At 58.0% G+C, this 23,448-nt stretch carries 12 protein-coding genes; 6 read left to right on the top strand and 6 right to left on the bottom strand.

The annotated features are described in order from the left end of the window. The first annotated feature begins 392 nt into the window (after positions 1-392). From B3511_RS04725 to B3511_RS04735, 3 genes are all read left to right on the top strand, one after another. Complete coding sequence (locus B3511_RS04725) at positions 393-968, top strand: TetR/AcrR family transcriptional regulator (RefSeq protein WP_040076644.1); 576 nt, start codon at positions 393-395, stop codon at positions 966-968. 48 nt (positions 969-1,016) lie between these two features. After that, the gene (locus B3511_RS04730) at positions 1,017-1,493 is read left to right on the top strand and encodes a DUF1348 family protein (protein WP_207293182.1); all 477 of its coding nucleotides are present in this window, start codon (positions 1,017-1,019) and stop codon (positions 1,491-1,493) included. A gap of 289 nt (positions 1,494-1,782) precedes the next feature. Beyond that, the gene (locus B3511_RS04735; protein ID WP_286777643.1) at positions 1,783-2,265 is read left to right on the top strand and encodes a glutathione peroxidase; all 483 of its coding nucleotides are present in this window, start codon (positions 1,783-1,785) and stop codon (positions 2,263-2,265) included. A 59-nt stretch (positions 2,266-2,324) separates the two neighbouring features. On the opposite strand, the gene entD is transcribed toward B3511_RS04735, so the two are convergent. Both entD and B3511_RS04745 read right to left on the bottom strand, forming a co-directional pair. Beyond that, positions 2,325-2,972 carry an enterobactin synthase subunit EntD gene (entD, locus tag B3511_RS04740; protein WP_286777644.1) on the bottom strand — a complete coding sequence of 216 codons (648 nt, stop codon included), beginning with the start codon at positions 2,970-2,972 and terminating at the stop codon, positions 2,325-2,327. Positions 2,973-3,065: 93 nt separating this feature from the next. Next, positions 3,066-5,306 (bottom strand): TonB-dependent siderophore receptor, encoded by a 2,241-nt coding sequence (locus B3511_RS04745; protein WP_286777645.1) that lies wholly within the window; start codon positions 5,304-5,306, stop codon positions 3,066-3,068. Positions 5,307-5,560: 254 nt separating this feature from the next. On the opposite strand from B3511_RS04745, the gene fes reads away from it, so the two are divergent. The 3 genes from fes to entF are packed head-to-tail and all read left to right on the top strand — an operon-like array spanning position 5,561 to position 10,853. Continuing rightward, on the top strand, positions 5,561-6,766 hold the full coding sequence (fes, locus tag B3511_RS04750; protein WP_286777646.1) for an enterochelin esterase: 1,206 nt from the start codon (positions 5,561-5,563) through the stop codon (positions 6,764-6,766). 11 nt (positions 6,767-6,777) lie between these two features. Further along, positions 6,778-6,990: an MbtH family protein gene (locus B3511_RS04755; protein WP_040076627.1), complete on the top strand. Its 213-nt coding sequence runs from the start codon at positions 6,778-6,780 to the stop codon at positions 6,988-6,990. Continuing rightward, complete coding sequence (gene entF, locus B3511_RS04760) at positions 6,987-10,853, top strand: enterobactin non-ribosomal peptide synthetase EntF (RefSeq protein ID WP_286777647.1); 3,867 nt, start codon at positions 6,987-6,989, stop codon at positions 10,851-10,853. Before B3511_RS04755 ends, entF begins: the two co-directional genes overlap by 4 nt. A 65-nt stretch (positions 10,854-10,918) precedes the next feature. On the opposite strand, the gene B3511_RS04765 is transcribed toward entF, so the two are convergent. From B3511_RS04765 to B3511_RS04780, 4 genes are all read right to left on the bottom strand, one after another. Beyond that, positions 10,919-11,476, bottom strand: a complete 558-nt coding sequence (locus tag B3511_RS04765; RefSeq protein ID WP_207293186.1) for an Ail/Lom family outer membrane beta-barrel protein — start codon at positions 11,474-11,476, stop codon at positions 10,919-10,921. 783 nt (positions 11,477-12,259) lie between these two features. After that, entirely contained in the window at positions 12,260-12,634 is a 375-nt protein-coding gene (locus B3511_RS04770; RefSeq protein WP_286777648.1) for a hypothetical protein, read from the bottom strand. A 5-nt stretch (positions 12,635-12,639) separates the two neighbouring features. Continuing rightward, the gene (locus B3511_RS04775) at positions 12,640-21,699 is read right to left on the bottom strand and encodes a hemagglutinin repeat-containing protein (protein ID WP_286777649.1); all 9,060 of its coding nucleotides are present in this window, start codon (positions 21,697-21,699) and stop codon (positions 12,640-12,642) included. 27 nt (positions 21,700-21,726) lie between these two features. Beyond that, positions 21,727-23,403, bottom strand: coding sequence for a ShlB/FhaC/HecB family hemolysin secretion/activation protein (locus B3511_RS04780; protein WP_286777650.1), 1,677 nt, complete (start codon positions 23,401-23,403; stop codon positions 21,727-21,729). Between the last annotated feature and the right edge of the window lie 45 nt (positions 23,404-23,448).

Here is a 23,448-nt window from a genome sequence, read left to right on the forward strand (position 1 = left end):
ATGCCATTAAATGGTGAGTTCAGGCTGACCATACCTGGCGAGCGGACCAGTATCATTCTCGACAGAGTACAAATGCGTCGGGCGGTTAAAGAGAGCCTGGGCCTGCAAGGCAAATCTCGCACTCAATCCAACAAACTGCGTTGATCGGCGCGCAGCACTATCCCCGCATTTTTACGTTTATTGCCATCTGACCCAGCCTCAAATTTCTTCCTCCACGCCCGATTTATTTCTGAATGCGTATTTGTTCAAGCGAACTCCTGTTACAACGTTGAGTATAAAATAACTTTTTATTCAACTAGTTATGTGGGTTCCCCTTCGTGATTTATCCCTTCTGAAAAAAGAAATAACAACAAATGCTTGACCAGGTAGAACGATCGTTCTACCTTTAAGGCATGAACAAGAAGCCAACTGATACACGAGAAAAAATCCTCACGACCGCTGAGCAACTTATCTATCAGAACGGGATCCACGCCATGGGCATGGACCTTCTGGTGAAGACCTCGGGCGTCGCCAGGAAAAGTATTTATCGCCATTTCGCGAACAAGGAGGACGTGGCATCAGCCGCGTTAAACGAGCGTGACGAACGGTGGATGCAGTGGTTCAGAACCGAGTCTGATAAAGGCGAAACGCCCAGGGACCGCATTCTGAATATGTTCACCGTTCTGAAAAGCTGGTTTGAGTCCGAGGGGTTCCGGGGATGTGCCTTTATCAACACGGCCGGAGAAGTGGGGGACCCGGAGGATCCCGTCCGCCAGATAGCGAAAATGCATAAGCAAAAATTGCTGGATTACGCGCTCGAACTCAGCGAGCAGTTGAACCCTGAGCACGCTGTTGCGCTGGCCAGACAACTGCTGCTTCTGATCGAGGGGGCTATCACCATGACATACGTAATGGGTGACCGGAACGCCGCTGACGACGCACGGGAAATGGCAAAAGTTTTACTGGAACGGCTCTCAGCCGGGGCCTGAGCAACGAATCTTTTATTACCTTTAAATCAAGTTAACAGGAATATTACCATGACCGATACACAAGTCCGTCCGCCGCTTCCGCCATTTACGCTGGAAACCGCCATTGAGAAAGTCCGTCTGGCGGAAGATGGCTGGAACACGCGCGATGCGGCCAAAGTCGCGCTGGCTTACTCGCTGGATACCAAATGGCGTAACCGTGCCGAATTCGCCAATAACCGCGAAGAGGCGGAAGGTTTCCTCGCCCGTAAGTGGAAAAAAGAGCTCGAATACCGCCTGATTAAAGAGCTGTGGGCGTTTGGCGGGAACCGTATTGCCGTGCGTTATGCTTACGAATGGCGTGATGACTCAGGCAACTGGTTCCGCTCTTATGGCAACGAAAACTGGGAGTTCGAGGCTGATGGCCTGATGAAACGTCGCTTCGCATGTATCAATGACATGCCTATCAAAGAGAGCGAGCGTAAGTTCTTCTGGCCGCTGGGCCGTCGCCCTGACGATCACCCGAGCCTCTCTGACCTCGGCCTGTAAGTCAGTCAGATATTGCGCGTGAGATAAAGCAGGGCTGTCTCAGTTCATTTTCGGGGAGCCTCGCTTTTCGCGCGTCACCAATCTGACATTCTGCGAGCCTGGGCCAGCATAAGCGCCCAGATCCCAAAGGCTTCATTGTTATTATTCCGCATCTCTGCAACTATGACCCGCACATAGCCTACCCGGCAAAACGACCCACCGAACAACACCGCCGGACCTGGCTATGACATATGCTATAAGCCATAACAGCAATATGCTGACGAACGGAGTGAGCGCTGAGGACCGCAATATGACCAACTTTTACCCTTTTTCTGCCCGTACACTGCGTGGCGAGCCCATCCCGATGGCCGACTATGCTGGCAAAGTGATTCTGGTAGTGAATACCGCCAGCCATTGTGGTTTCACGCCTCAGTATGCCGGCCTTGAAGCGCTCTACCAAAAGTATGCGGCCCAGGGGCTGGTGGTGCTTGGTTTTCCCTGCAACCAGTTTGGCAAGCAGGAGCCCGGCGGAGCCGATGATATTGAGCAGACCTGTCACATCAACTACGGTGTGAGCTTTCCAATGTTCGAGAAAGTGGAAGTTAACGGCGCCGCCGCGCACCCGCTGTTTCGCTACCTGAAAGAGGCGTTGCCCGGCGTGCTGGGCGGGCGGATAAAGTGGAACTTTACCAAGTTCCTGATTGGTCGGGACGGCAAACCCCTCAAGCGTTATGCCCCGTTCATCAAACCGGAAAACATAGAGGCCGACATTATCGCTGCGCTTGAGCGTTAATTGTATCAGCCCGGGCTATTGCGGTTCTGAAAGAGAAGCGCCACCTGAAGGCGAAGGGCTCAGTCGATGAGCGTGACTAGCGCGTGATTGAAGCGGCGCCAGAACAGAGTAAAAGCATGATTTTCCTGGAATCCCGCCAGCGGCTTGCACAGCGTAAGTTGCAGACTATGGTCAGTAATGGCGCTGACGCGGGTGGTTTCAAAACCCATATACGCCTTCACTCTGGGAAAGAGTGCCTTAAACAGGCTCTCCTTGGCGCTAAAGGCCAGCGTTAAGGCGAGAGGAAAGGGCAAACCGCTGTTGAGCAGCAGGCTACTTTCCACGTCGTTAACAATGCCCTCTTTAATGTCGAAAGCCTCTTTTTCGTCGAGGATCGCTTCATAATCAATCCCCACTAACGAATTTTCGCTAACGATAGCCATCGCGATATTACCGCTGTGGCTGATGCTGCCATTCAGGCCCGTCGACCAGAGCGGTTCGCCGTTTTCACCTGCACCCGGCACGGTCGATATCCCTCGCGATGAGAGGGCCGAGACCGCGGCGATCCGCCCGGCAAGGTGCTCTGTTTTGCGCTTGCGCCCGGCGTTAGCCAGCTGCGTATGATGGGGGAGCCAGAGGAGATCGTCCTCCGTAAAGGTGGCGGGATCGAAGGTCACAGTGTGGACGGTGGTGCCGGCGAGCTGAAAAGTGGATGTGGTGTAATACATGGCGTCCGGGATCTCGCACGGGTTTAAAACCCATGTTATCGCACGGGAGGCGATAAAACGGCAACCCATCCAGGTTGCCGTTATCAGGATGACTTAGAAGTGCGTATTCACGCTCATGTACCAGGTGCGTCCCGGTTCGTTAAACGTATAAGCCCCTGCGCCGTACATATAGGCGCCGGTCTGGTCATTACCCGTGGTTTGCGCATTACCCGCACGCCATACGCGTTTATCAAACAGGTTATCCACGCCGCCGGTCAAACTCACGTTTTTGGTGACATCCCAGGTCGCGCTCAGGCCAACAATGCTATATGGGCTCACTTCGTCTTTCTCAGAGCCGGTTGCCGGTTCGCCTTTGTAGTTGTATTTCTTCGGCTGCTGCTTGCCGTACCAGGTGAAGGTCGACTGCAGCGACACATCCTGATGTACCTGCCAGCTCAGGGTCGAGTTCAGCGTGTACTCAGGGATGATCGACAGTCGGTCACCGGTCTCTTTGTTTTTACTTTGCAGCATATAGGTGAGGTTATTGGACCAGTTTACCGTATCGCTAACCGGGATATTGAGCGATCCTTCCAGACCTTCTACCACGGCTTTCGGGACGTTCTCCCACTGATAGATATCGGTAGAGACCTTGCTGGTTGAGGTATGACCGATTGGCGCGTAACCCGCTTCGATCTTGTCGCGATAGTCGTTACGGAACCAGGTCACGCCGGCCAGCCAGCCATCGTGTTTCCACTCCAGCCCAATCTCTTTGTTAATGCTGGTTTCGGCCTTCAGGTCGTCATTGCCCATCATGTAGCAGCCCACGCCGTCGGAGCTTGCGTAGCAACCCTGGCCTTTACTGTACAGCAGGTAGTTCGGGTTGGTCTGATACAGGCTCGGGGCTTTATAGGCACGGGCAATACCCATTTTCAGAGTAAAGTCATCCCCCAGACCTTGCGACAGGTTCAGGGAGGGGCTCCAGTTGTTACCCACAATGGTGTGGTGATCGAAACGCAGCGCCGGGGTCAGCATGGTGCTGTCGGTCAGCTCCATGTTGTTCTCTGCAAAGACAGAGAAGATTTCGGCCTGCGAATACGGGCTGCGATCGTCGCTCATGCCCGGGATCGCGCCGCCTTGCAGGGGTTGCGTGTTCGAGGTGGAGTCCTTCATCCGCTGCTGGTTCCACTCGGTGCCCAGAGTCAGGTTCTGATTGACCAGGAAATCGATCGGAATATTCACTTCGCTGTGCAACATGACGTCTGCCAGGTCGGTATCGGTGAACTGATTGCTGTTAAACAACCCTTCCAGACCGCCTGCCAGCCCTTCGCCAAGACGGGAGTTACGGGTATGCTCGTATTGCGCCCAGTTGCTGGTGGTAACGCCGTTATCCCAGCCACCGTTCCAGGTGACGGCAAAGTTCTGGCGATAAATACGGTTTGTCTCTTTACCGTAATTTTTCTTAACCAGACCCTCTTTCGCATTGTCGTTATTGGTGTTTTGCGTATCACCGGCGTAGAGGTTGTTCTGTCGGCTGTAGTCCGCTTCGAACTCCAGCGACTGCATTGGCGCGAAGTCCCAGCGAACCACGCCGTTAATGTCTTTGTTCTCGACCCCTTCACGGCCTGCTGGCAGGGTGTCGGCGTAGGCGCCGGTACGTTCAGACTGATGACCGTCGTTGATGTCCCAGGCATCGGCCTGGGTTTTATCCAGATTGCCATACATGCGGAAGCTGAAATCGCCCCCCAGCGGCCCGCTCAGGCTGAAGTTGGTGCGTTTGGTTGAACCCTCTTCTTTGTGCTCTGGCGCGTTGAGATAGGTGTTCCAGGAGCCGTGCCACTGGTCGTCGAATTTTTTGGTGATAATGTTCACCACGCCGCCCGCCGCGCCGTTGCCGTAACGCGCAGCCGCAGGACCACGAATAACTTCAATACTCTCAATCATCTCTGGCGGTACCCAGCCGGTATCACCACGCGTATCACGCTCGCCGCGCCAGCCCAGACGGATAGAGTTGCGGCTGGTCACCGGTTTGCCATCAATCAGAATCAGGGTGTTTTCTGGTCCCATACCACGAATATCGATCTGGCGATTGTTACCGCGCTGGCCGCTGGTGGAGTTACCGGTCAGGTTGACGCCAGGCATGGTACGGATGATCTCTGCCACATCGCGTGCAGGAGGATTTTTGCGGATCTGATCGGCGGTAATCTTCGACACCCCCGGTGCCTGCAGGTTCTGCTCGGCGGCGGTGATAACCATGGTGTCTTCATGCGCGGGCGTCTCAGCGGCCATAGCGGGCAGGGCCGTGCCGAAAATCCCCAGGTTGACCAGTACGGCCAGTGAGTGAATCTTGTTGTTCATTGTGTGTCCTGCTTTTCGTTGCCGCGTTCCCCTGGCTCCGTTCCCGAAAGGGCAGGGAGGCGGCAGGATGTCGCCCGCAAGGCTGTGTAAACTGCTCGTTCCTGATCAGTACACAACGCCAGGCATGGTTAATAAATGGTCACGCTTCCCACAGCGCGACCATACGCTATTGCAAATGCAAATAGTTATCAATAATATTATCGATATAAATTATCGTTGATCAAAAACAGGCCTGTAAACATGGGGTTAATTCAGTGACAACGCTGGAGACAGGAAGCGACGCCTGGTGGCGGGCGGTAAATGGCCCGCAGAAGGTGCAGGAAGGGGATCACTATCGGGTCACGTTTTACTGGCGCGATCCGGCCGGCACCGAGCAGACGTCGCGGTTAAAGCGAGTCTGGCTCTATATCACCGGCGTCACCGACCATCACCACAATGCCCGCCCACAATCTCTGACGCGCCTGCCTGGCACCGATGTCTGGCAGTGGCAGGGCACCTTCAGCCCGCACTGGCGCGGCAGCTATTGCTTTATTCCCTCCGTGAATGACAACGATTTTGCCGATACCGTGTTTGCCGCCGATCCGCCGGATCGTATGGCCCTGCGTGAAGGGTGGCGTAAGCTGCTGCCGCAGGCCATTGCCGATCCGCTCAACGCCTGGAGCTGGCGCGGTGGGCGCGGGCATCCCGTCTCGGCGCTGGAGATGCCCGGTGCGCCGGTGCAGCCGGGCTGGGAGATGACGACGTGTAGCCATGCGCAACCACGCTGCATCACCTGGCAAAGCGACAGGCTGGGCAATAGCCGTCGGGTCTGGATTTTTACCACCGGCGAAGACGCCCCCGCAGAACGCCCTCTGGCAGTGCTGCTGGACGGGCAGTTCTGGGCCGAGAGCATGCCCGTCTGGTCGCCGCTCACGGCCCTGACTCAGGCGAGAAAACTGCCGCCGGCGGTTTATCTGTTAATCGATGTGATCGATACCGCCCACCGCAGCCGCGAGCTGCCCTGCAACCCCGATTTCTGGCTGGCAGTGCAGGACGAATTACTGCCGCAAGTGCAGGACATCGCCCCCTTCAGCGACCGGGCCGACCGCACGGTGGTGGCCGGGCAGAGTTTTGGCGGCCTCTCCGCGCTCTATGCCGGGCTTAACTGGCCTGAACGCTTTGGCTGCGTGCTCAGCCAGTCGGGGTCGTTCTGGTGGCCCCATCGCGGCGCTCAGCAGGACGGGCAATTGATTACCCAGCTAAAAAACCATGAAATCACGCCGCAGGGATTGCGCATCGTCATTGAAGCGGGGATCCGCGAGCCGCTGATCCTGCGTGCCGGACAGGCACTTTATGCCGAGCTACAACGCACGCAGTTGCCGGTTTTCTGGCGTCAGGTTGACGGCGGACATGATGCACTTTGCTGGCGCGGAGGGCTGACGCAGGGCCTAATGACGCTCTGGCAGCCGCTTATTCAATAACGGAGTCTGGTATGGAATTTACTAATCCCTTCGACAATCCGCAGGGTCAGTTCATCCTTTTGCAAAACGCACAGCAGCAGTTCAGCCTCTGGCCGCAGCAGTGCGCGTTGCCTGCGGGGTGGCAGGTGGTGAGCGAGCCGCAATCCAGCGAGGCCTGTCAGCAGTGGCTGGCGGCAAACTGGCGCACCCTGACCCCCGCCCATTTCGCTGAGGAGCAGGCATGAGCACGCGTCTTCCCCTTGTCGCGGCTCAGCCGGGTATCTGGATGGCAGAGCAGCTCTCTCCCTTGCCCAATGCCTGGAGCGTGGCGCACTACGTAGAACTTGAGGGTGAAATCAGCGCGCCGCTGCTGGCAAAAGCCATCGTCGCGGGCATGATGCAGGCCGATACCCTGCGCACCCGTTTTGCGGAGGATAACGGCGAGGTATGGCAGTGGGTTGATGAGACCCTGCCGCTTGCTGAACCCCCTATTGTTGACTGCCGCAATGAAGCCGATCCGCATGCCGCCGCCATGGCGCAGATGCAGGCAGATTTACACCAAAACCTGCGAGTGGATAGCGGCCAGCCGTTGGCCTGCCATCAACTGATTCAGGTGGAGGACAACCGCTGGTACTGGTATCAGCGCTATCACCATCTGGTGGTGGATGGCTTTAGCTTCCCGGCCATTACCCGGCAAATCGTCGCTATTTATCGTGCCTGGTCGAGGGGGGACGAGACCCCCGCATCGCCCTTTACCCCTTTTGCGGAGGTGGTGGAGGAGTATCAACGCTATCGGGAGAGCGATGCGTACGCCCGCGATGGTGCTTTCTGGGCTGAGCAGCGTAAACAGCTACCGCCGCCGGTGTCGCTTTCCGCTACGCCGCTGCCAGGCCGGGCCGCGACCACCGATATTCTGCGTATGAAGCTAAGCGCTGATGCCCGCGCCTTCAGTAAGTTGGCAAACGTCGGGCAGGTGCAGCGTACCGATCTTGCGCTGGCGCTGGTGGCCTTATGGCTGGGACGTCTGACCGGACGGATGGAGTATGCCGCCGGGTTTATTTTTATGCGTCGTATGGGCTCTGCGGCCCTTACCGCCACCGGCCCGGTGCTGAACGTGCTGCCGCTGGCGGTCACCCTTCAGCCTGCGGAGACGCTGCCCGCACTGGCGCAGCGCTTAGCCGGACAGCTTAAAAAAATGCGTCGTCATCAGCGTTACGATGCTGAGCAGATCGTTCGTGACAGCGGGCGTACCGCCAGTGACGAAGCGCTCTTCGGTCCGGTCTTCAACGTTAAAGTCTTTGACTATCAGCTCGATCTGAACGGCGTAACGGCCACGACTCACACCCTGGCGACGGGCCCGGTGAACGATCTGGAGATGGCGCTGTTTCCGGATGAGCAGGGCGGATTGACCATTGAGATCCTCGCTAACCAGCAGCGTTACGACGAAGCGACGCTGAGCCGGCACGTAGAACGTCTGCATGCCCTGCTGGCTCAGTTCGCTGAAAATCCGGCGCTGACCTGTGGCGCGGTAGAGACCGTTTCGCCCGCCGAATATCAACAGCTGGCGCAGATCAACGATACCGCGGTGGCGCTACCCGCTACCACCCTGAGCACGCTGGTGGCAGAGCAGGCTGCCCGCACGCCCGATGCCCCGGCGCTCGCCGATGCACAGCACGAACTAAGCTACCGCCAGATGCGCGAGCAGGTGGTTGCCCTTGCCACGCTATTGCGCGAACGGGGCGTACAGCCAGGCGACAGCGTCGCGGTGGCGTTACCTCGCTCGGTATTTTTGACCCTGGCGTTACATGCCATCGTGGAGGCGGGGGCCGCCTGGCTACCGCTGGATACCGGCTATCCGGACGATCGCCTGCACATGATGCTCGAGGACGCGCAGCCCTCGTTGCTGATCACGACCGACGACCAGCGCGCGCGCTTCAGCCAGCTGGCGATACCAACTTTTAGTTACAACACACTATTACCTGCCGCGGGCAGCGAATCGTTGAACCTGTGCGCGCCGCAGCAAACTGCCTACATCATCTTCACCTCGGGCTCAACAGGACGGCCGAAAGGGGTGATGGTGGGACAGACCGCCATCGTTAACCGCCTGTTATGGATGCAGGATCACTACCCGCTGACTGCTACAGACGTCGTCGCGCAGAAAACCCCGTGCAGCTTTGATGTGTCGGTATGGGAGTTCTGGTGGCCATTTATCGCCGGGGCGAAGCTGGTGATGGCCGAGCCGGAGGCCCATCGCGATCCGTTGGCTATGCAGCAGTTCTTTGCCCGGTACGGCATCACGACGACCCATTTCGTGCCTTCCATGCTGGCCGCCTTTGTGGCGACCCTGACCCCGGAAAACGTGGCTTGTACCCGCAGCCTGAAGCAGGTGTTCTGTAGCGGTGAAGCGCTGCCGACCGAGCTTTGCCGTGAGTGGGAGCAGCTTACGCGCGTGCCGCTGCATAATCTGTATGGCCCGACCGAGGCGGCGGTAGATGTCAGCTGGTATCCGGCGTTTGGGCCGGAGCTGGCGGCCGTGCAGGGCAACAGCGTGCCGATTGGTTTCCCGACGTGGAACACCGGCCTGCGTATTCTGGATGCCATGATGCGTCCGGTGCCGTTTGGCGTCGCGGGCGATCTCTATCTCACCGGTATCCAGCTGGCTCAGGGCTATCTGGGCCGTCCGGATCTGACGGCCAGCCGTTTTATTGCCGATCCCTTTGCCCCCGGCGAACGGATGTATCGCACCGGTGACGTGGCGCGCTGGCTGGATAACGGCGCGGTGGAGTATTTAGGGCGCAGTGACGATCAGCTTAAAATCCGCGGTCAACGCATTGAGCTGGGTGAAATTGAGCGGGCGATGCTGAGTCTGCCTGACGTGGCGCAGGCCGTGGCCCATGCCTGCGTCTTCAACCAGGCGGTGGCGACGGGCGGAGATGCGCGTCAGCTGGTGGGATATGTCGTATCTGAGTCCGGCCTGCCGCTGGATCGCGACGCGCTACGCGAGAGGCTGAAAGCGCAGTTACCCGCCCACATGGTGCCAGTGGTACTGCTGCAAATCAGTGAGTTGCCGCTGTCTGCCAATGGCAAGCTTGACCGCAAGGCGCTGCCGTTGCCTGCCGTGTCCAACAAAACCAGCGGTCGCGCACCGGGATCCGACACTGAAATCGCTGTTGCTCAGGCCTTCTCAACGCTGTTGGGTTGCGAAGTGAATGACATTGAGGCCGATTTCTTTGCCCTGGGTGGCCACTCGCTACTGGCGATGCGTCTGGCGGCACAGCTTAGCAATACGTTTGCCCGCAAGGTAACCCCAGGACAGGTGATGGTAGCCTCAACGGTGGGGGCGCTCAGCACGCTGCTGGCGTCGTGGAACGATGATGAAGCGCAGCGTATGGGGTACGAAACCCTGCTACCTCTGCGTAAAAGCGAGGGGCCTACGCTGTTCTGCTTCCATCCGGCTTCGGGTTTTGCCTGGCAGTTCAGCGTGCTGGCGCGCTATCTGAGCCCGCGTTGGTCGATAATGGGGATCCAGTCCCCGCGGCCCGAGGGACCGATGCAGCAGGGTGACAATCTGGATGCGGTGATCGACCACCATCTGGCGACGCTGCAAGCCCAACAACCGCACGGGCCCTACTATTTGTTCGGTTACTCACTCGGCGGTACGCTGGCGCAAGGTATCGCCGCACGTCTGCGTCAGCAGGGCGAAGAGGTCGCTTTCCTCGGACTGCTGGATACCTGGCCGCCAGAGACGCAAAACTGGGCAGAAAAAGAGGCAAACGGACTTGATCCCGAAGTGCTGGCCGAGATTGCCCGCGAGCGCGACGCCTTTATCGCCGCCCAGCAGGGGCAGGCGCCTGGCAAACTGTTTGAAGCGATAGAGGGCAACTACGCTGATGCCGTGCGCCTGCTCACCACCGCTCACAGCGCGAAGTTTGACGGCAAAGCGACGCTGTTTGTCGCCGAGCGCACACGCACGCAGGATCCGCATCAGGCATGGGCACCCTGGGTGGGAGAACTGGAGGTATACCGTCAGGATTGCGCTCACGTCGATATTATCTCGCCGCAGGCGTTTGAGACGATTGGACCGGTATTACAGAGAATTTTGGGATAATGACTCCCTTAAGCATGACTATCCCGGCCTGTGCCGGGATTTTTTTTCAGCTGGGTGGGAGGATATTAGAAGCGGTAGCCGACAGTGAGGTTAAAGCCATTAACGGAGTAAGATTCGTAATATTTTGCTGTGGTACCTTCGTAGCCGATGCCGATAGAAAAATCATCCGTTGGGTTAAATTGTACCCCAGCGCCCCAGGCGAACTGGGTTGAATTTTCTGACGTTTTATCCCGCTCTGAATAGCCCCAGTCATAATCCCATCGGGTTTCTCCATCCCATTTAATATAAGAAACGCCACCCAGCGCATAAACAGATACGTAATCGTTAATACGATAGACTGGCCCAGCCAGCAGCGAATAATATTTGATATCGTCTTTATATGACCATGTCTCGCCAGCTTCGTACTCGCTATCACTGTTGTCCCCGGTCAGATAGGTGAAAGAGCCCATCACGCTAAAAGGGGAGTCCCATTCATAGCGATACTGAACGTTCACGCCACGGATATCACCCAGATTTTCAAAGTCACTTTGTGCATAACCAATCGAGACAGTATGGTTATTTGCCAGCGCAGTGCCGCTCATCAGGGTACTTGCTACCAGCAGCGCCAAAGACAATTTTTTCATTGATTAACATCCTTATTTTTTACTGTGAAACACGCCCGTGAATGCGGCGTAGCAATATGAAGGTTACCTTTTCGAGGCAGAAAACTTTGCCTGAAGGGCGACGCTATTTTGAAGGGGTAAAGCCCATAATTGTATTTATTTCAGTGAATTAGATGCTAAATTCAGAATCTATTTAGCCTGATGCTGTAATGGGTGTCATTGCCAGTTGATGTGATAAACGAAGGCGAGTGCTGCCTGGAGCAGTTGGGCGGGCTTTGAGTGTGATGATGATATTTTGTCTTTCGCGGCGGGAAGGCGACTACGGGGCAGCAGGTCGCTGCCGCTGAAGGAAAGGGCAATGTTACGCTCTGCTGGTTAAAAATGCTCTGTAGTATAAACGAGGGGTGACAGTATTAGCGGGGTACTAAAGCGGCATGATTTATGGCAGATTTTTATTCAGGGTGACTGGTTATATGGGCTATAGCCTGGTGCGAGCGTAACGCTATCTTTTTGCGTGGCGAATGGATAGCGCAGGTAGGATTTATCAGGGGATGCCCATTAATAACCGGGTAATGCCCGACTGTATCGTTATCACCGCCCGGAACACCCGTGAGCTGTACGGTTGTGCCGAAGGGTCTGACGTGGCTTACGTCAACAAGAAGAAGATGGAACAGTGGATCAGAACATTTCCGGGGGGCTGAACTACACCGACGATCTGTCGGAGTATAAGCGCGGGGGACGGGCATTATGGGTAACGGCTGATAAAACAATCCCGGCCTGAATGACCGGGATTTATAAATACTATTAACCCCTTATTCCTAACCGGATTGTTTCAGTTGGAAATAAGGGTTGTAATATTAATTTATCATTGAAAATAAATAACTTAGGTGACAGGGCTATAACATCATAAATATTCTCAGCAATCAAGGTGAGCGTACTCCTAAAAACAGGAATGCCTATTTCATCCACAAAAACAAATACATAATCATTTTCATTATGATTGTTTGCTATAAATGCATTTATATCTTCATAATCTATATAATTAAGCTCTAACCATGATACATTTCCATTAACAAATGGATATTGATATAAAATATTAATAGCCTCTTTCTCGCACTGGCCTTCAAGTATATGAAAGTCAGCGCTAAGGGCTTCTTTACATTCATCGAATAGAGTCATGTCCCCTACCTATTCAACTGTTTCAATATGGTTTCAAATGTTTTTTCATTGCCTTCAAATGGTATTACCTGCTTAACTGCTTTTCCTGGCCCCTTTCCTTGGGAGTAATCCCATATATTAATATGTGTTCCCTTTTCAGGATCGTAGTCAACACGCCAACCAACTTTACCATCACTAGATTGACGTCCAATTACTTTTCCATTTCCTGCACTAACTTCTAATCGTCCAACAACAGGTTTAGAATTAGCCCCCAAATTACCTACAATATTTAATGCCTTATTGCGTGCATTTTCCCAACTTTTTTCAGTTTTGAGAATCGTTTCAATTCGATTTGTTGCACTGGGAACTTTTTTACCTGGCAGAAGTACCGATGCAGCCAGCGCCCCAAAATTCTCCGCTGCAAGCTGATTACCCTCTAGAGCCTGGTTTGCCATCTCACCAATAGCTGACCAGGTTTCAGTTTTCATCAGGTTTCTTATGGTATCTGCAACACCCTGATGCTTACCGTCCAAATCGCTGAGAGCTTTATTACAGTAGCTATCACCAATCGCACAGGCTGTGAGTGCCATTGCGCCATCAGCAGCATAATCAGCGGAACCTAATGCCACATCTCCAGTATCAGCAAGGGCATTGATGATAGCGTTGGTCGTTGCAGATAACGGGCCTTCGCCCATCTTGTCCCTGACCTGCGCTTTCCACCATTCCTTACTTTCTTTCAGTGACTCGCGGCCCTTATCCCCGGCCATCGAGTTATTCTCAACCTCCACCCGCGCCGTGTTCGCCCCCACGGCAGCCAGCGACACATCCCCGCCGCCCGCAGCATACCCTACACCGGCTCCGGCGAGGGTGACAAGGTTACTTACCAGGCTTTTCTCATCCGCGGTCAGCTGGCTGACGTCCTTGTCGTACAGCGCGCTGACCAGCCGTTCGGAGAGCAGGGAAGCCGTCACTGCCCCTGCGGCTCCGGCCTTCATGCCGTCAGCGCCGCTGCCGCCTGCAAGCTGGGTGAGGGCGGCCGCCACGATGCCGTGCAGTGCTGCGCGGGCGGCATCGTTTTCAACGTTTTTCACCAGCGAGGCGAGCAGGGGAGCCGCTCCCGCCGCAGCCCCGGCCTGCATGTTGCCGCCGAGCGCGCCAGCCAGCAGACCTGCCGCCGCACTGCCCTTCGTCCAGAAGGCGCTCCCCGGACCGTAGTCGGTGCTGTTGTACTCCGGCTGGCTGCGGATAACCGCCTCCCGCTGGGCGGCAGTCAGGCCATCAAGCTTCCCTTCCGATGCCAGCTTCGCTTCCAGTGCGGCATTGGACTCTGCCGCCTGCTTCTGGGCGTATTTGCTGTAGGCATCCAGTACCGTGGTACCCAGGGCTGCGGCTTCGCTCTGTACCGCGAGGTCATCCTTCACCTGCTGAATATCCCCGCGGATATCCACGCCGTCGTGCGTGTTCTCCGTATCCCGGCTGAGCCCGGCGATGTCCTGCGTCTGGCCTTCCGGGTTGCGCAGGGTAATCTCCCCGTCGCTGATGGCGGAGCGGGTGGTGCCGCTGTCTTCGCTGCCCGCATGCCCCGTACCGATAGCCGGGGCTACGTTGAGCTGCATGCCGTCGTTGCCGCCGAACAGCTTACCGCTGCCCGAGAGGGCCACGCTGTAGCTGTCACCGGAAGTGGTGCTTCTGTTTTCAATATCACGCCAGCCGAGGGTGCCGGTATCGAGCCGGTTTTTACCGGCGGCGGTGGAGCTGATCACGGCCCCGTCCAGCTGGGTGTGGTTGCCGGTGATGATATCAAAGCCGCCGCTGCCCGCGCGGATGGCGCTCTGGTTTGCCACGCTCTGGCCTTCGTGGGTGATGTTCTCGCCGGACAGGCTGATGCTGGCCGTCGAGGCGCCATAGCAGATGGGCGGAATGCACAGACTGAGCCCGACCCCGGAGGCGCTGTTTTTGCTGTCCAGGGTAACGCTGTCCTGCACGCTGCTGATCGTCAGGTCGCGACCGGTGTTTATCTCCACGCGGTTGCCGGAAAGCTCCGCGCCGCGCAGGGTGGTGTCGCGCCCGCTGGTCACGCTCAGCAGCTCGTCGGCGCGGATAAGGCTGTTGCTGTTGAAGGCAGAGCTGCCATTCTCGCGGCCGCTCTGCTGCGAGGCCCCGAGCTCAATGCTGAAGCCGTTCTGGCCGCCAATCAGGCTGAAACCGACGCCAATACCCACCTGGTTCCCCTGGCTGCGGCTCGACCGGGTGAGCGTGTCCTGAGAGGCCGTCATCAGAATATCGCGACCGGCATCCAGGGTAACGCGGCGGCCGTCGATCTGCACCCCTTCGCCGACGATATCGTTGTGGGCGCGGATGCTGACCTCTTCACCGGCCCGCAGGGTGGTGCCCTGCGTATCGGCGCTGTGATACTCGCTCTGCTGCGAGGAGGAGCTGGCGGTGAGAGAGACCTTCGCTTTCACCACCGAGTTGTCCGTCATGGCACCCTGGACGGCAGTGGCGCCCGCCTGTCCGGCGCGAATGGCCGTCAGGCGTGGGTCATCGCCGTTCTCCGTGCTGCGGGCGGCGTTCTCAGCGCTTTTTGCCGCATCCACCGCCCAGCCGCCCGCGGAGGAGGTGACGCCGTACTGCGTCTGGCTGCTGCGGGATGCGCCGTCGCGGGTATCGCGACTCACGTCCAGCAGGACATTCTCGCCGGTGAGGGTGACTGATTTGCCGGCCGCCACGTCCGTACCGGATAGGGCGATATCTTTTCCGGCCTGAACGATGACATTACCCTCGCTACTGCTGAGCTGGCTGCGCAGGCCGCTCTCGAGGCTGCTCGCCTCATGGGTGCGGTAACTGTCCCGTCCATAGCCCACGGTGCCGCCGTAGCCATCGCTACCCAGTGTGCCGACGGTTTTACTGCTGCCGCTGGCATCGTGGCGGGCGGTATCCTGCCCGGCGGTGATCCGTACATCGCCCTGGGTGGCCGAAAGCATCAGATCGTCCGTGGCGCTGAGGCGGCTGCCGCTCACGTCGATACTCCCTTCGCGGCTGTTAAGGTAGATATCGCGGCCCTCAATCAGCGAGGCGTTCTGCGTGATGCTCGCACCGCTGGTTTTACCCTCAGACTGGCTCATGCCGCCAGGCAATATCCGGTTGCCATGCTGGCCGCCACCGCCGGTAGCACGCACCGTGCTGCCCATGCTGATGTCATCAGTAACCATCCACCCGCTCTGGCTATTGCGGGTGTTGTACGCTTCGCGATCGGTCGAGGTCGTGATACGGATATCGCGGTGGGCATCCAGAATGACCGATTCCCCTGCCTGTAGCTGGCTGCCCGCAATCACCAGATCGTTGCCCGTGGCGTTCATCTGGATATTGCCCGCCGCGTTCAGCTTGCTGCCGCTGCTGAACTCACCCTCGTAGTGCGACTCCTGAGTGGATTTACTGCTGCCGAACGAGGTCGTCACCATATTGCCCGGCCCGTCGAGGTCCAGCGCCGCGCCTTCTGCGGCGAGAGCCTTCACGCGGTCGACGGTGCTGTTACCCCCTTTGCTGGACAGCGCATCGCGCACGTTGCGCACCGAATCCTCGAACGGGGCCTTCACGCTGACGGTGAGGCCGCTGCTGCGGGTCTCCTGTTTCATCGACTCCGTGAGGGTGTCGCGGCCAGGCAGCACTGCAATGTCGCGACCGGTAATATCGATATGACCCGTTGCGCGGGTAGTATCGCCTTCGGCGCGGCCCGCAACGACATCGGCGGCGCTTAGCGTCACCTGCTCCCCGGCGCGGATAATCACGTTGCCGCCGGAGGTGCCCACCAGGCTGCGGGCATCGCTCTGGGTGGTTTCCGTACCCTGACGGGTGGTTTTCGTTGACTGGGAACCCACGGTAACGCCCACGCCCGAACCGCTGCCGAAGACGCCCGATTTCCTGGTCTTCTCCATGTGATAATCGGCGCGGGTATGGGTTGCGGCTTCAATGGTGACGTCGTGGCCCGCCTGCAGGGCGATATCTTCCTCGCCAGCAACCGATGAGCCGTGGATCAGCAGGTCGTTACCCGCCTGCACCGTCACGTTGTCGCCGCTTAACAGGCTGCCCTGCGCGGTGGTCTGCCAAATTTCGTCATGGGTAACGGTGGTTTTCTTCGACAGCATCCCGCTGGTGCTCTGACGGCTGTGCTCCTCGAGATGAGAAGACGATTCTCCGCTGGTCAGCGTCACGTTGTTTCCCGCCGCAACGATAAGATCATCCCTCGCCGTCACGCTGGCGGCCCGGGCATTAAGGTCGTGCCCGGACTGCAATACGACATCGCCGCCGCCGTTAATCTGGCTACCCACATCTGAGGACTGCTCCAGCAGACGGCTGTTGCCTTTGCCCCAGTTGCCATACTCGGTGCGTGCCGTGCTCACCGTGTCGAGGGTCAGATCGTTGCCTGCGGCAATTCGCGTGCGGCTGTCGGCCCCGGCGTTGCTCACCTGGCTGCCGGTGAGGGTAATATTATTCAACGCCTGTAAGCTCAGGTCGCCGCTGTCACTCTGTACAAAAATAGCGGCCGGGCGGTCGATCCAGCGGTTGGCCGCATCGCCCTGAGTGGTCGTGACGCTGTTAATGTCGCGCCCGGCCATCAGGCTCAGGCTGTCGTTACCCTGTAGGGTACCGCCCAGGTTATTGATATCCGTGCGTGCTTCAAGAGCGACGTTACGCCCGCCGATAAACCCGGTGTTGGTCAGGCTCTCTGCGGTTATCTGCGTAACATCCCGGCCGCTAATGCGCCCGCTGTTGGTGAGATCCTGTTTCAGATCCAGCACAATTTCGTTACCGGTCAGCAGGGCGCCGCCGGCATCAAGGTCGCCGGGTTTTACCTTCGCATACACTTGTGGCACCAACACCCGCTGCGTGGTGCCGTCTTTCAGAGGGATCTCCTGCTGCACCAGCCAGACGATGTCGCTAGTCAGATGAGCCATCTGTTCTGCGGTGAGCGCCACGCCCGGTACCAGGTGGTATTGATGACCAAATGCCACGCCAGCGTCCATCAGCGCCCGGAACTGCTCTTCATCGTTACTGAAGCCCTGCAGATAGCGGTTGCCGGTAAGCTGAATAATCTGGTCGCGGATCAGACGCTGCTCATAAAACCCGTCGCCCAGCCGTTTGAGCATGTTGTTACCGTCGAGTTTGAACTGCCGCTGCATATAGTCGCTGCCGAGCCAGGTTCTCCGGTCCGTGAAGCGCGGATCGGTCTCAATCAGATAAGGGACATCTGTGTTCAGGTGCAGCCGGAACAGGCTGTTGTCTGGCAGACGGAGATCCGGGGGCGTGATGCGAATAACGCTGTTCTCACCGCCGCCGATCTCCATGATCTGGCCGGGCAGGGCGGGTGATGTCGTACCGGCGCGCGCGGTCCCGGTGGTCATACCCTCGGTGTTGCGGCTGGCAATCGTAGCGCCGCTCCCGCTGTTCTGGGTATGGCTCTGCCAGGCCATCTGTTTGAGGTCGATGGTTTGGGTGACTGGGGCGGGTGCGTAATCGCTATATTTTTTGCCCTGTGAGGTTTTGGTGCCGCCAAATCTGCGTTTTTTCTTTTTGGCATACCAGCGGATCTGGGTACCGATGTCAGTGGTTATCCGTACCCCCGTGGTCGCCAGATTATTCAGTTCGCCGATGATGCCGCCCAGCAGACCGCCTGCCACAATCTGGCTGTCCTGGTTATTGACCTGGCGGCTGTTAAAGTGGATGTTACCGCCCGCGATAATCTTGCCGGGATCGGTTTCGGTGACCTGGGTCTCTTTCACCTCCCGTTTGTACTTATACTCATAAAACTCACGCCCTTTGGTGCCGTCCGGCATCGTCGCCTGATGTACATCCCACTTATCCTTATCACCGATAAAGACATCTGCCCGGTCGAAGCGGTTTGTTGAGCCTTTCAGCGCGACTTCGTGGTGGTCGGAGTTTTCGACGACGACCACTTTGGTTTTCATTCCGGCGTTAGTGTTATTGATGGTGGCGACGCCAAGGAACATATTCTCCGCCGCTTCTATTGTCGCCCCTGTGTTGTTTAGCGTCTGCGCCTGCCCCTGCGCTTCATATTGCGCATTAAGGTTGCCGCCCATAGCCATATCCCCGGCGCTGTAGATCAGGGCGTGACCCTTGTTATTAATCGTCCCGGCGGCGATATCAAGCCATTCACGAGCGGCAATGACCGGTGCCACCCCTTTTTTGGCCTCGTTATTGATGGTTGCGGCGGCCATCGCGAGATGGTCTCCGTAGATACGGCCAGTGCCGTAGTTATTGAGGGTAGCGGCGGTGAGGTGCGTCAGGCCGCCGTCCAGCAGGCCGCGGTTGGTCAGTGTGCCTTCAATGAGCAGATGGTTTTCCCCGGCGCTGATCCCGGCGTTCACCTTGTTGGTGAGATTTTTCGCCGTTATCGTCAGGGCTTTTCCGGCTTTGATCAGATTTTCGTTGGTCAGCCCCTTCGCCAGGGTAAAGGTGACATTGCCGTTGGCGATGATCTCCCCGGTGTTCACAAAGGCTTTTTGCAGATTAAGCTGCAGCGCATCCTGCGAGAGCAGTTTGCCATCGCCGCTGGCAGAAGCGGCATTGACCTTCAGTTCGCGGCCTGCAATCAGCGTGCCGCCGGTGTTGGTGAGGGCGAGCGTTTTTCCGCCCCTGACATCCAGCTCCCCGGCGGACGAGAGCAGGCCGCGGGTATTATCCAGTAGAGTGAGCGTGTTGACGATCAGGGTGTCATTACTGCGTATTGCGCCGTCGCTATTGTCCAGCACCGGTGCGTTAAGGATGACCGCATCGCCCTCGATGCCCCTGTTCTCGCGGGCGGTATTGCGGTTAAGCAGGCTCCGGGCGTTCAGCGTGGTGGTTTTGCCGCTGCGGATCAGCCCGGCGCTGTTATCCAGCTGTGTCCCGACGGCGAGCGTCATATCCCCGGCGGACTGGATCTGTCCGCTCTGGTTACCCAGCTCGCTGCTCTCTAGCCGCATCTCCCCGCCCGCGGCCAGTATTCCCTGCTGATTATTCAGCGGACTGGCCTGTGTGGTTAGCGTCATTGCGTCGCCCGCCACAATGTGCCCGCTCTGGTTATTGAGCGCACCGCTTTGCAGCACCAGATTCTGCCCGGCGCTAATCCGCCCTTGATTGTTAATCAGAGTCTGGCCACGGGTCTCCAGCGTCAGGTTGTTGCCCGCCTGGATCAGCCCCTGGCGGTTGACCAGCGCGTCCGTTGTCAGACTGAGATGTGATTCGCTGTAAAGCGTGCCGAGGGTGTTGTCCAGGGCGAGGCCGTTAATCAGGCTGTCACCTGCGGAGGCCATGTATCCGCTGCGGTTGTCCAGCGTGCCGCCGCTGAGGGTGAAGGTCCCGAAGCTCAGCAGGCCGCCGTTTTCGCCGCTGTCGCGATTGCTTAGCGCGCCGCCATGCAGATCGATATTCAGGGCGCTGCCCGCCTGAACTAACCCGGCATCGTTGTTCAGCCCCCCACTGTGTAGCATCATCTCCCGGCTGGCGGTGAGAATGCCCTGCTGGTTATTGATGCTGCGGGTCGCTGTATCGATAGCGAGCGCGTTGGCCTGGATGCGACCTTGCTGGTTGTCGAGCGAGGCGCCGGTAAGGGTCAGTTTTTCTCCGGCGTTGGCGATGATCCCACCGCGGTTATCAATCCCGTCCTGATGGGCCAGCGTCAGGGCCGCCTCACCACGTTGTTGCAGCACGCCTTCGCGGTTCGACAGCTGGCGGGCGGTGATGTCCAGCGTGTCGGCGGTAATGTTACCGCCGTCATTATCCAGTTTCCCCCCCGTGCGCACCGTCACTGTCCGGGCTTCCGTGCTGGCTTGTGCCGTGCGGATGTTACCCTGAGTTGCCATCAGTTCGATCTGCGCAGCGCTGCTCTGACTGGCGCTAAAATTAAGGTCTGCTCCGCGGGCCGATATCTTTCCGGCGGCCTGATTTTGCCCGCTTACCTTCAGCGTACCTTCGCTGGTGAGCGTCAGGTTGCCCGTTGCGTTTGCGCTACCGTCGGGTTTTATCCCGGCTGCCAGCACGCCGCTGCTCTGGATGCCGCTGCGGGAGGAGAGGTGGATGGTCTCCTGCGCCTGAATCTGACCGCTGTTGGTGAGGGTACCGTCCGCATTCACTACCACATCGCCCGCCGAGGCGCCAATCACGCCGGCGTTACGCACGCCAAGGCCGCGCTCGGTTCCGCGCAGATGAATTTTACTGGCGTACATACCGCCAAGCTGCGCCACGTCGAGCGTAAATTGTGGCCGCGTGCTCTCATCCCCGTTTTTCGCCGTCACGGCCTGATGCGCGGCATCCACGATATTGCGTCCGGTGCTCACCTTCAGCTCTTTTGCCCAGAGACCGGCATTCACTTTTACCGCGCGGGCAATCAGGTCAGTGCTGTCGGCGCGGGTGCTGTCCATCCCGCGCCCCTCGATAACAATCTCGCCGCGCTGCACGTCATAGCCGCTGATTTTCCCGTCGCTCATCTGTACCTGGCCGGTGGTCAGAGTGGTGCGGTTGGCGTTGATAAACCCGCAGCCATCGCAGGTAATCCCTGCCGGGTTAGCGATCACTACCTGTGCTTTTTTACCCGCCACTTCGATGATGCCGTTGAGTTTGCTGGGGTCGCGAGAACTGACCTCGTTAAGGATGACCTTCGCTTCCCCCCGCGCCAGCCAGGGGTTGGCGGCTACCATGCCGGCCAGCTCACTTTGCGTATTACGGGCAGCGTTATTCAGGATCACCCCTTTCTTGTCCACATCGAAACGGGAGAAGCTGTTGCGAGAGACACCGGCGTTGGACGGCGTCTGGATATTGACCTGCGGGGTACCATTCGCGCTGCTGATGATGGTCGGCCGCTGGTTTTTAGCCGCTGCGCCGTTGGCGATAATATCGGCCTGCACGGTCTGCACCGCACCCAGCGCCAGCCACAGGATGAAGCTTAACGCACTCACTTTACCGATCAGGCGGCTCAGCGTATGACCCGTACCGGACGCCCGGGTGCCGATCGCCCGGGCGATCTCCGGCACCACCATGAGCATTCCACGCGCCTGGTTGAAAACAATGCGATACAGATTCTTATTCATGGTCTATTCCTTTAAGCGCGAAAGCGATCACCAGTCCCAGTTGAGGTTAAAGCCGAAGGTGGCGTGGCTTGAGGAGAAGCCGTCTGGCTTCGAAAGGGGGGTGCCGGCGAAGAGGTCATAGTTGACCCGGAGTGCGCTGCCGCGCAGGCCAACCACGCCGCCCGCCAGGTGATGACCCAGCAGATACTCTGAGCCGACGCCGCTAACCTCGCCGTAATCCACGCCGAGATAAAGCTCCTGTGCGGACAGTGGCGTACGCCAGGCAACATCGTTACGCACATACCACCCTTCGCTGGCATTGAGCGTGAGCTCACCATCGAATCCGCGTACCGACCAGCGGTTGCCGATAGCAAACTGATCCTGCGGCGTAAGTGGGGTGTTACTCATCTGGCGCAGGTACTGCAGGTTGTAGCGAAAGTTTTGTGAGCCGAGTGCAAAGGGCAGATCCAGCCCGGCGTTTATTTGCAGGATTTTGCTGAGTGCGGTGGCATAGCCGGGATACTCTTCCGGTGCGCGCTGCGCGCCAAACCAGCGGGTACCGCGCTGATAGCTGATGCCTGCATCCAGCGTCGCGGGGCCGATATAGTGGCGATGCTGTAATCCGGCCTTCCACGCGGCGGTTTGACGGCGCTGGACATCAATTTCGGTGTCATCGATAAAGTTGCGACTTTCCCGCGCTGAGACGTGATAGCTGAAAGTGGTTTTCTGGCTGCCGCTGCGGTGCAGTACCCGGCTGAGCTGCAGATCGAGATTTTTGCTCTTTCCGCTGTAGCGGTAATCCCCGTTGAGGCCGGGGCTGGTCTGGTAATAGTCGTAATCACTGGCGGTGATGCCCACCAGCCAGTAGCCAAAGGGCACCGAATAGTGGGCCGTGTAGTTTGTGGTGCCTTTGCCATCTTTGCCGTTCAGATCGTGGCTGGCCGAGAGGTACATCAGGTCGCTTAAGGAAAAGGGATTATCCAGCGACAACGTGATACCAGCCTGATAGCGCCCGGTGGCGTTGCTGCCTGAGTCATCCAGCGACAGTCCCACGCGCCACGGCTTCTGCTGGTGGCGCGTAATGAGGATGTCGCTCTCACCAGGCTTATTACCGGGCAAAATCTCCATGCTGGCTTCCACCGTGGGCAGCCGCTGTAAATTCTCCAGCCCCTGCTCGATATCGCGCAGATCCAGCAGGTTGCCCTCACGGGCAGGGAAGGCGCTGTAAAGCTGGATATAATTGCTGCTTTCCGGCGTCAGGGTGACGTGATGGATATCTCCAGGCACCACCCTGAGCGCCAGTGTACCCTGACGTAAATCCTGAGCAGGCGCCAGCACCCGGGTGGTGATCCAGCCGTGATCAACCAGCCGATTTTGTAGGGCGCTCATCAACATATTCACCCCTTTACCGCCGAGGCACTTCCCTTGCGCCTGATTCGCAATGCGCTGCAGCGGCAGCCAGTTGGGCAGGGCCTCTTGCCCGCTGAGCGTGACGCGCGCAATGAGGAAGCAGGGGGTTTCCGTGGGAAAAATAAGCTGGCTGGAACGATCGTCGCTACCGGAGAGGCGCACGTCCGGGGTGGGTGGGGTGAGCTGTTGTTCAAGCGCCTTCTGACGCTGTTGCTGAATGATAAACTGATTGTCAGGCTCAGCGGCAAAGAGCGGCTGGCCGAGCGTAAGGCAGGCAAACGCCGCACATATCCCTTGTAGCGCACGAGGCATCATAAGCATTCCATGCTGTGATTGAAAAAGAAGCAGTCAGGTCAGGAA

The organism is Leclercia sp. UBA1284, from assembly GCF_002308415.1.
GTDB lineage: Bacteria > Pseudomonadota > Gammaproteobacteria > Enterobacterales > Enterobacteriaceae > Enterobacter > Enterobacter pneumoniae.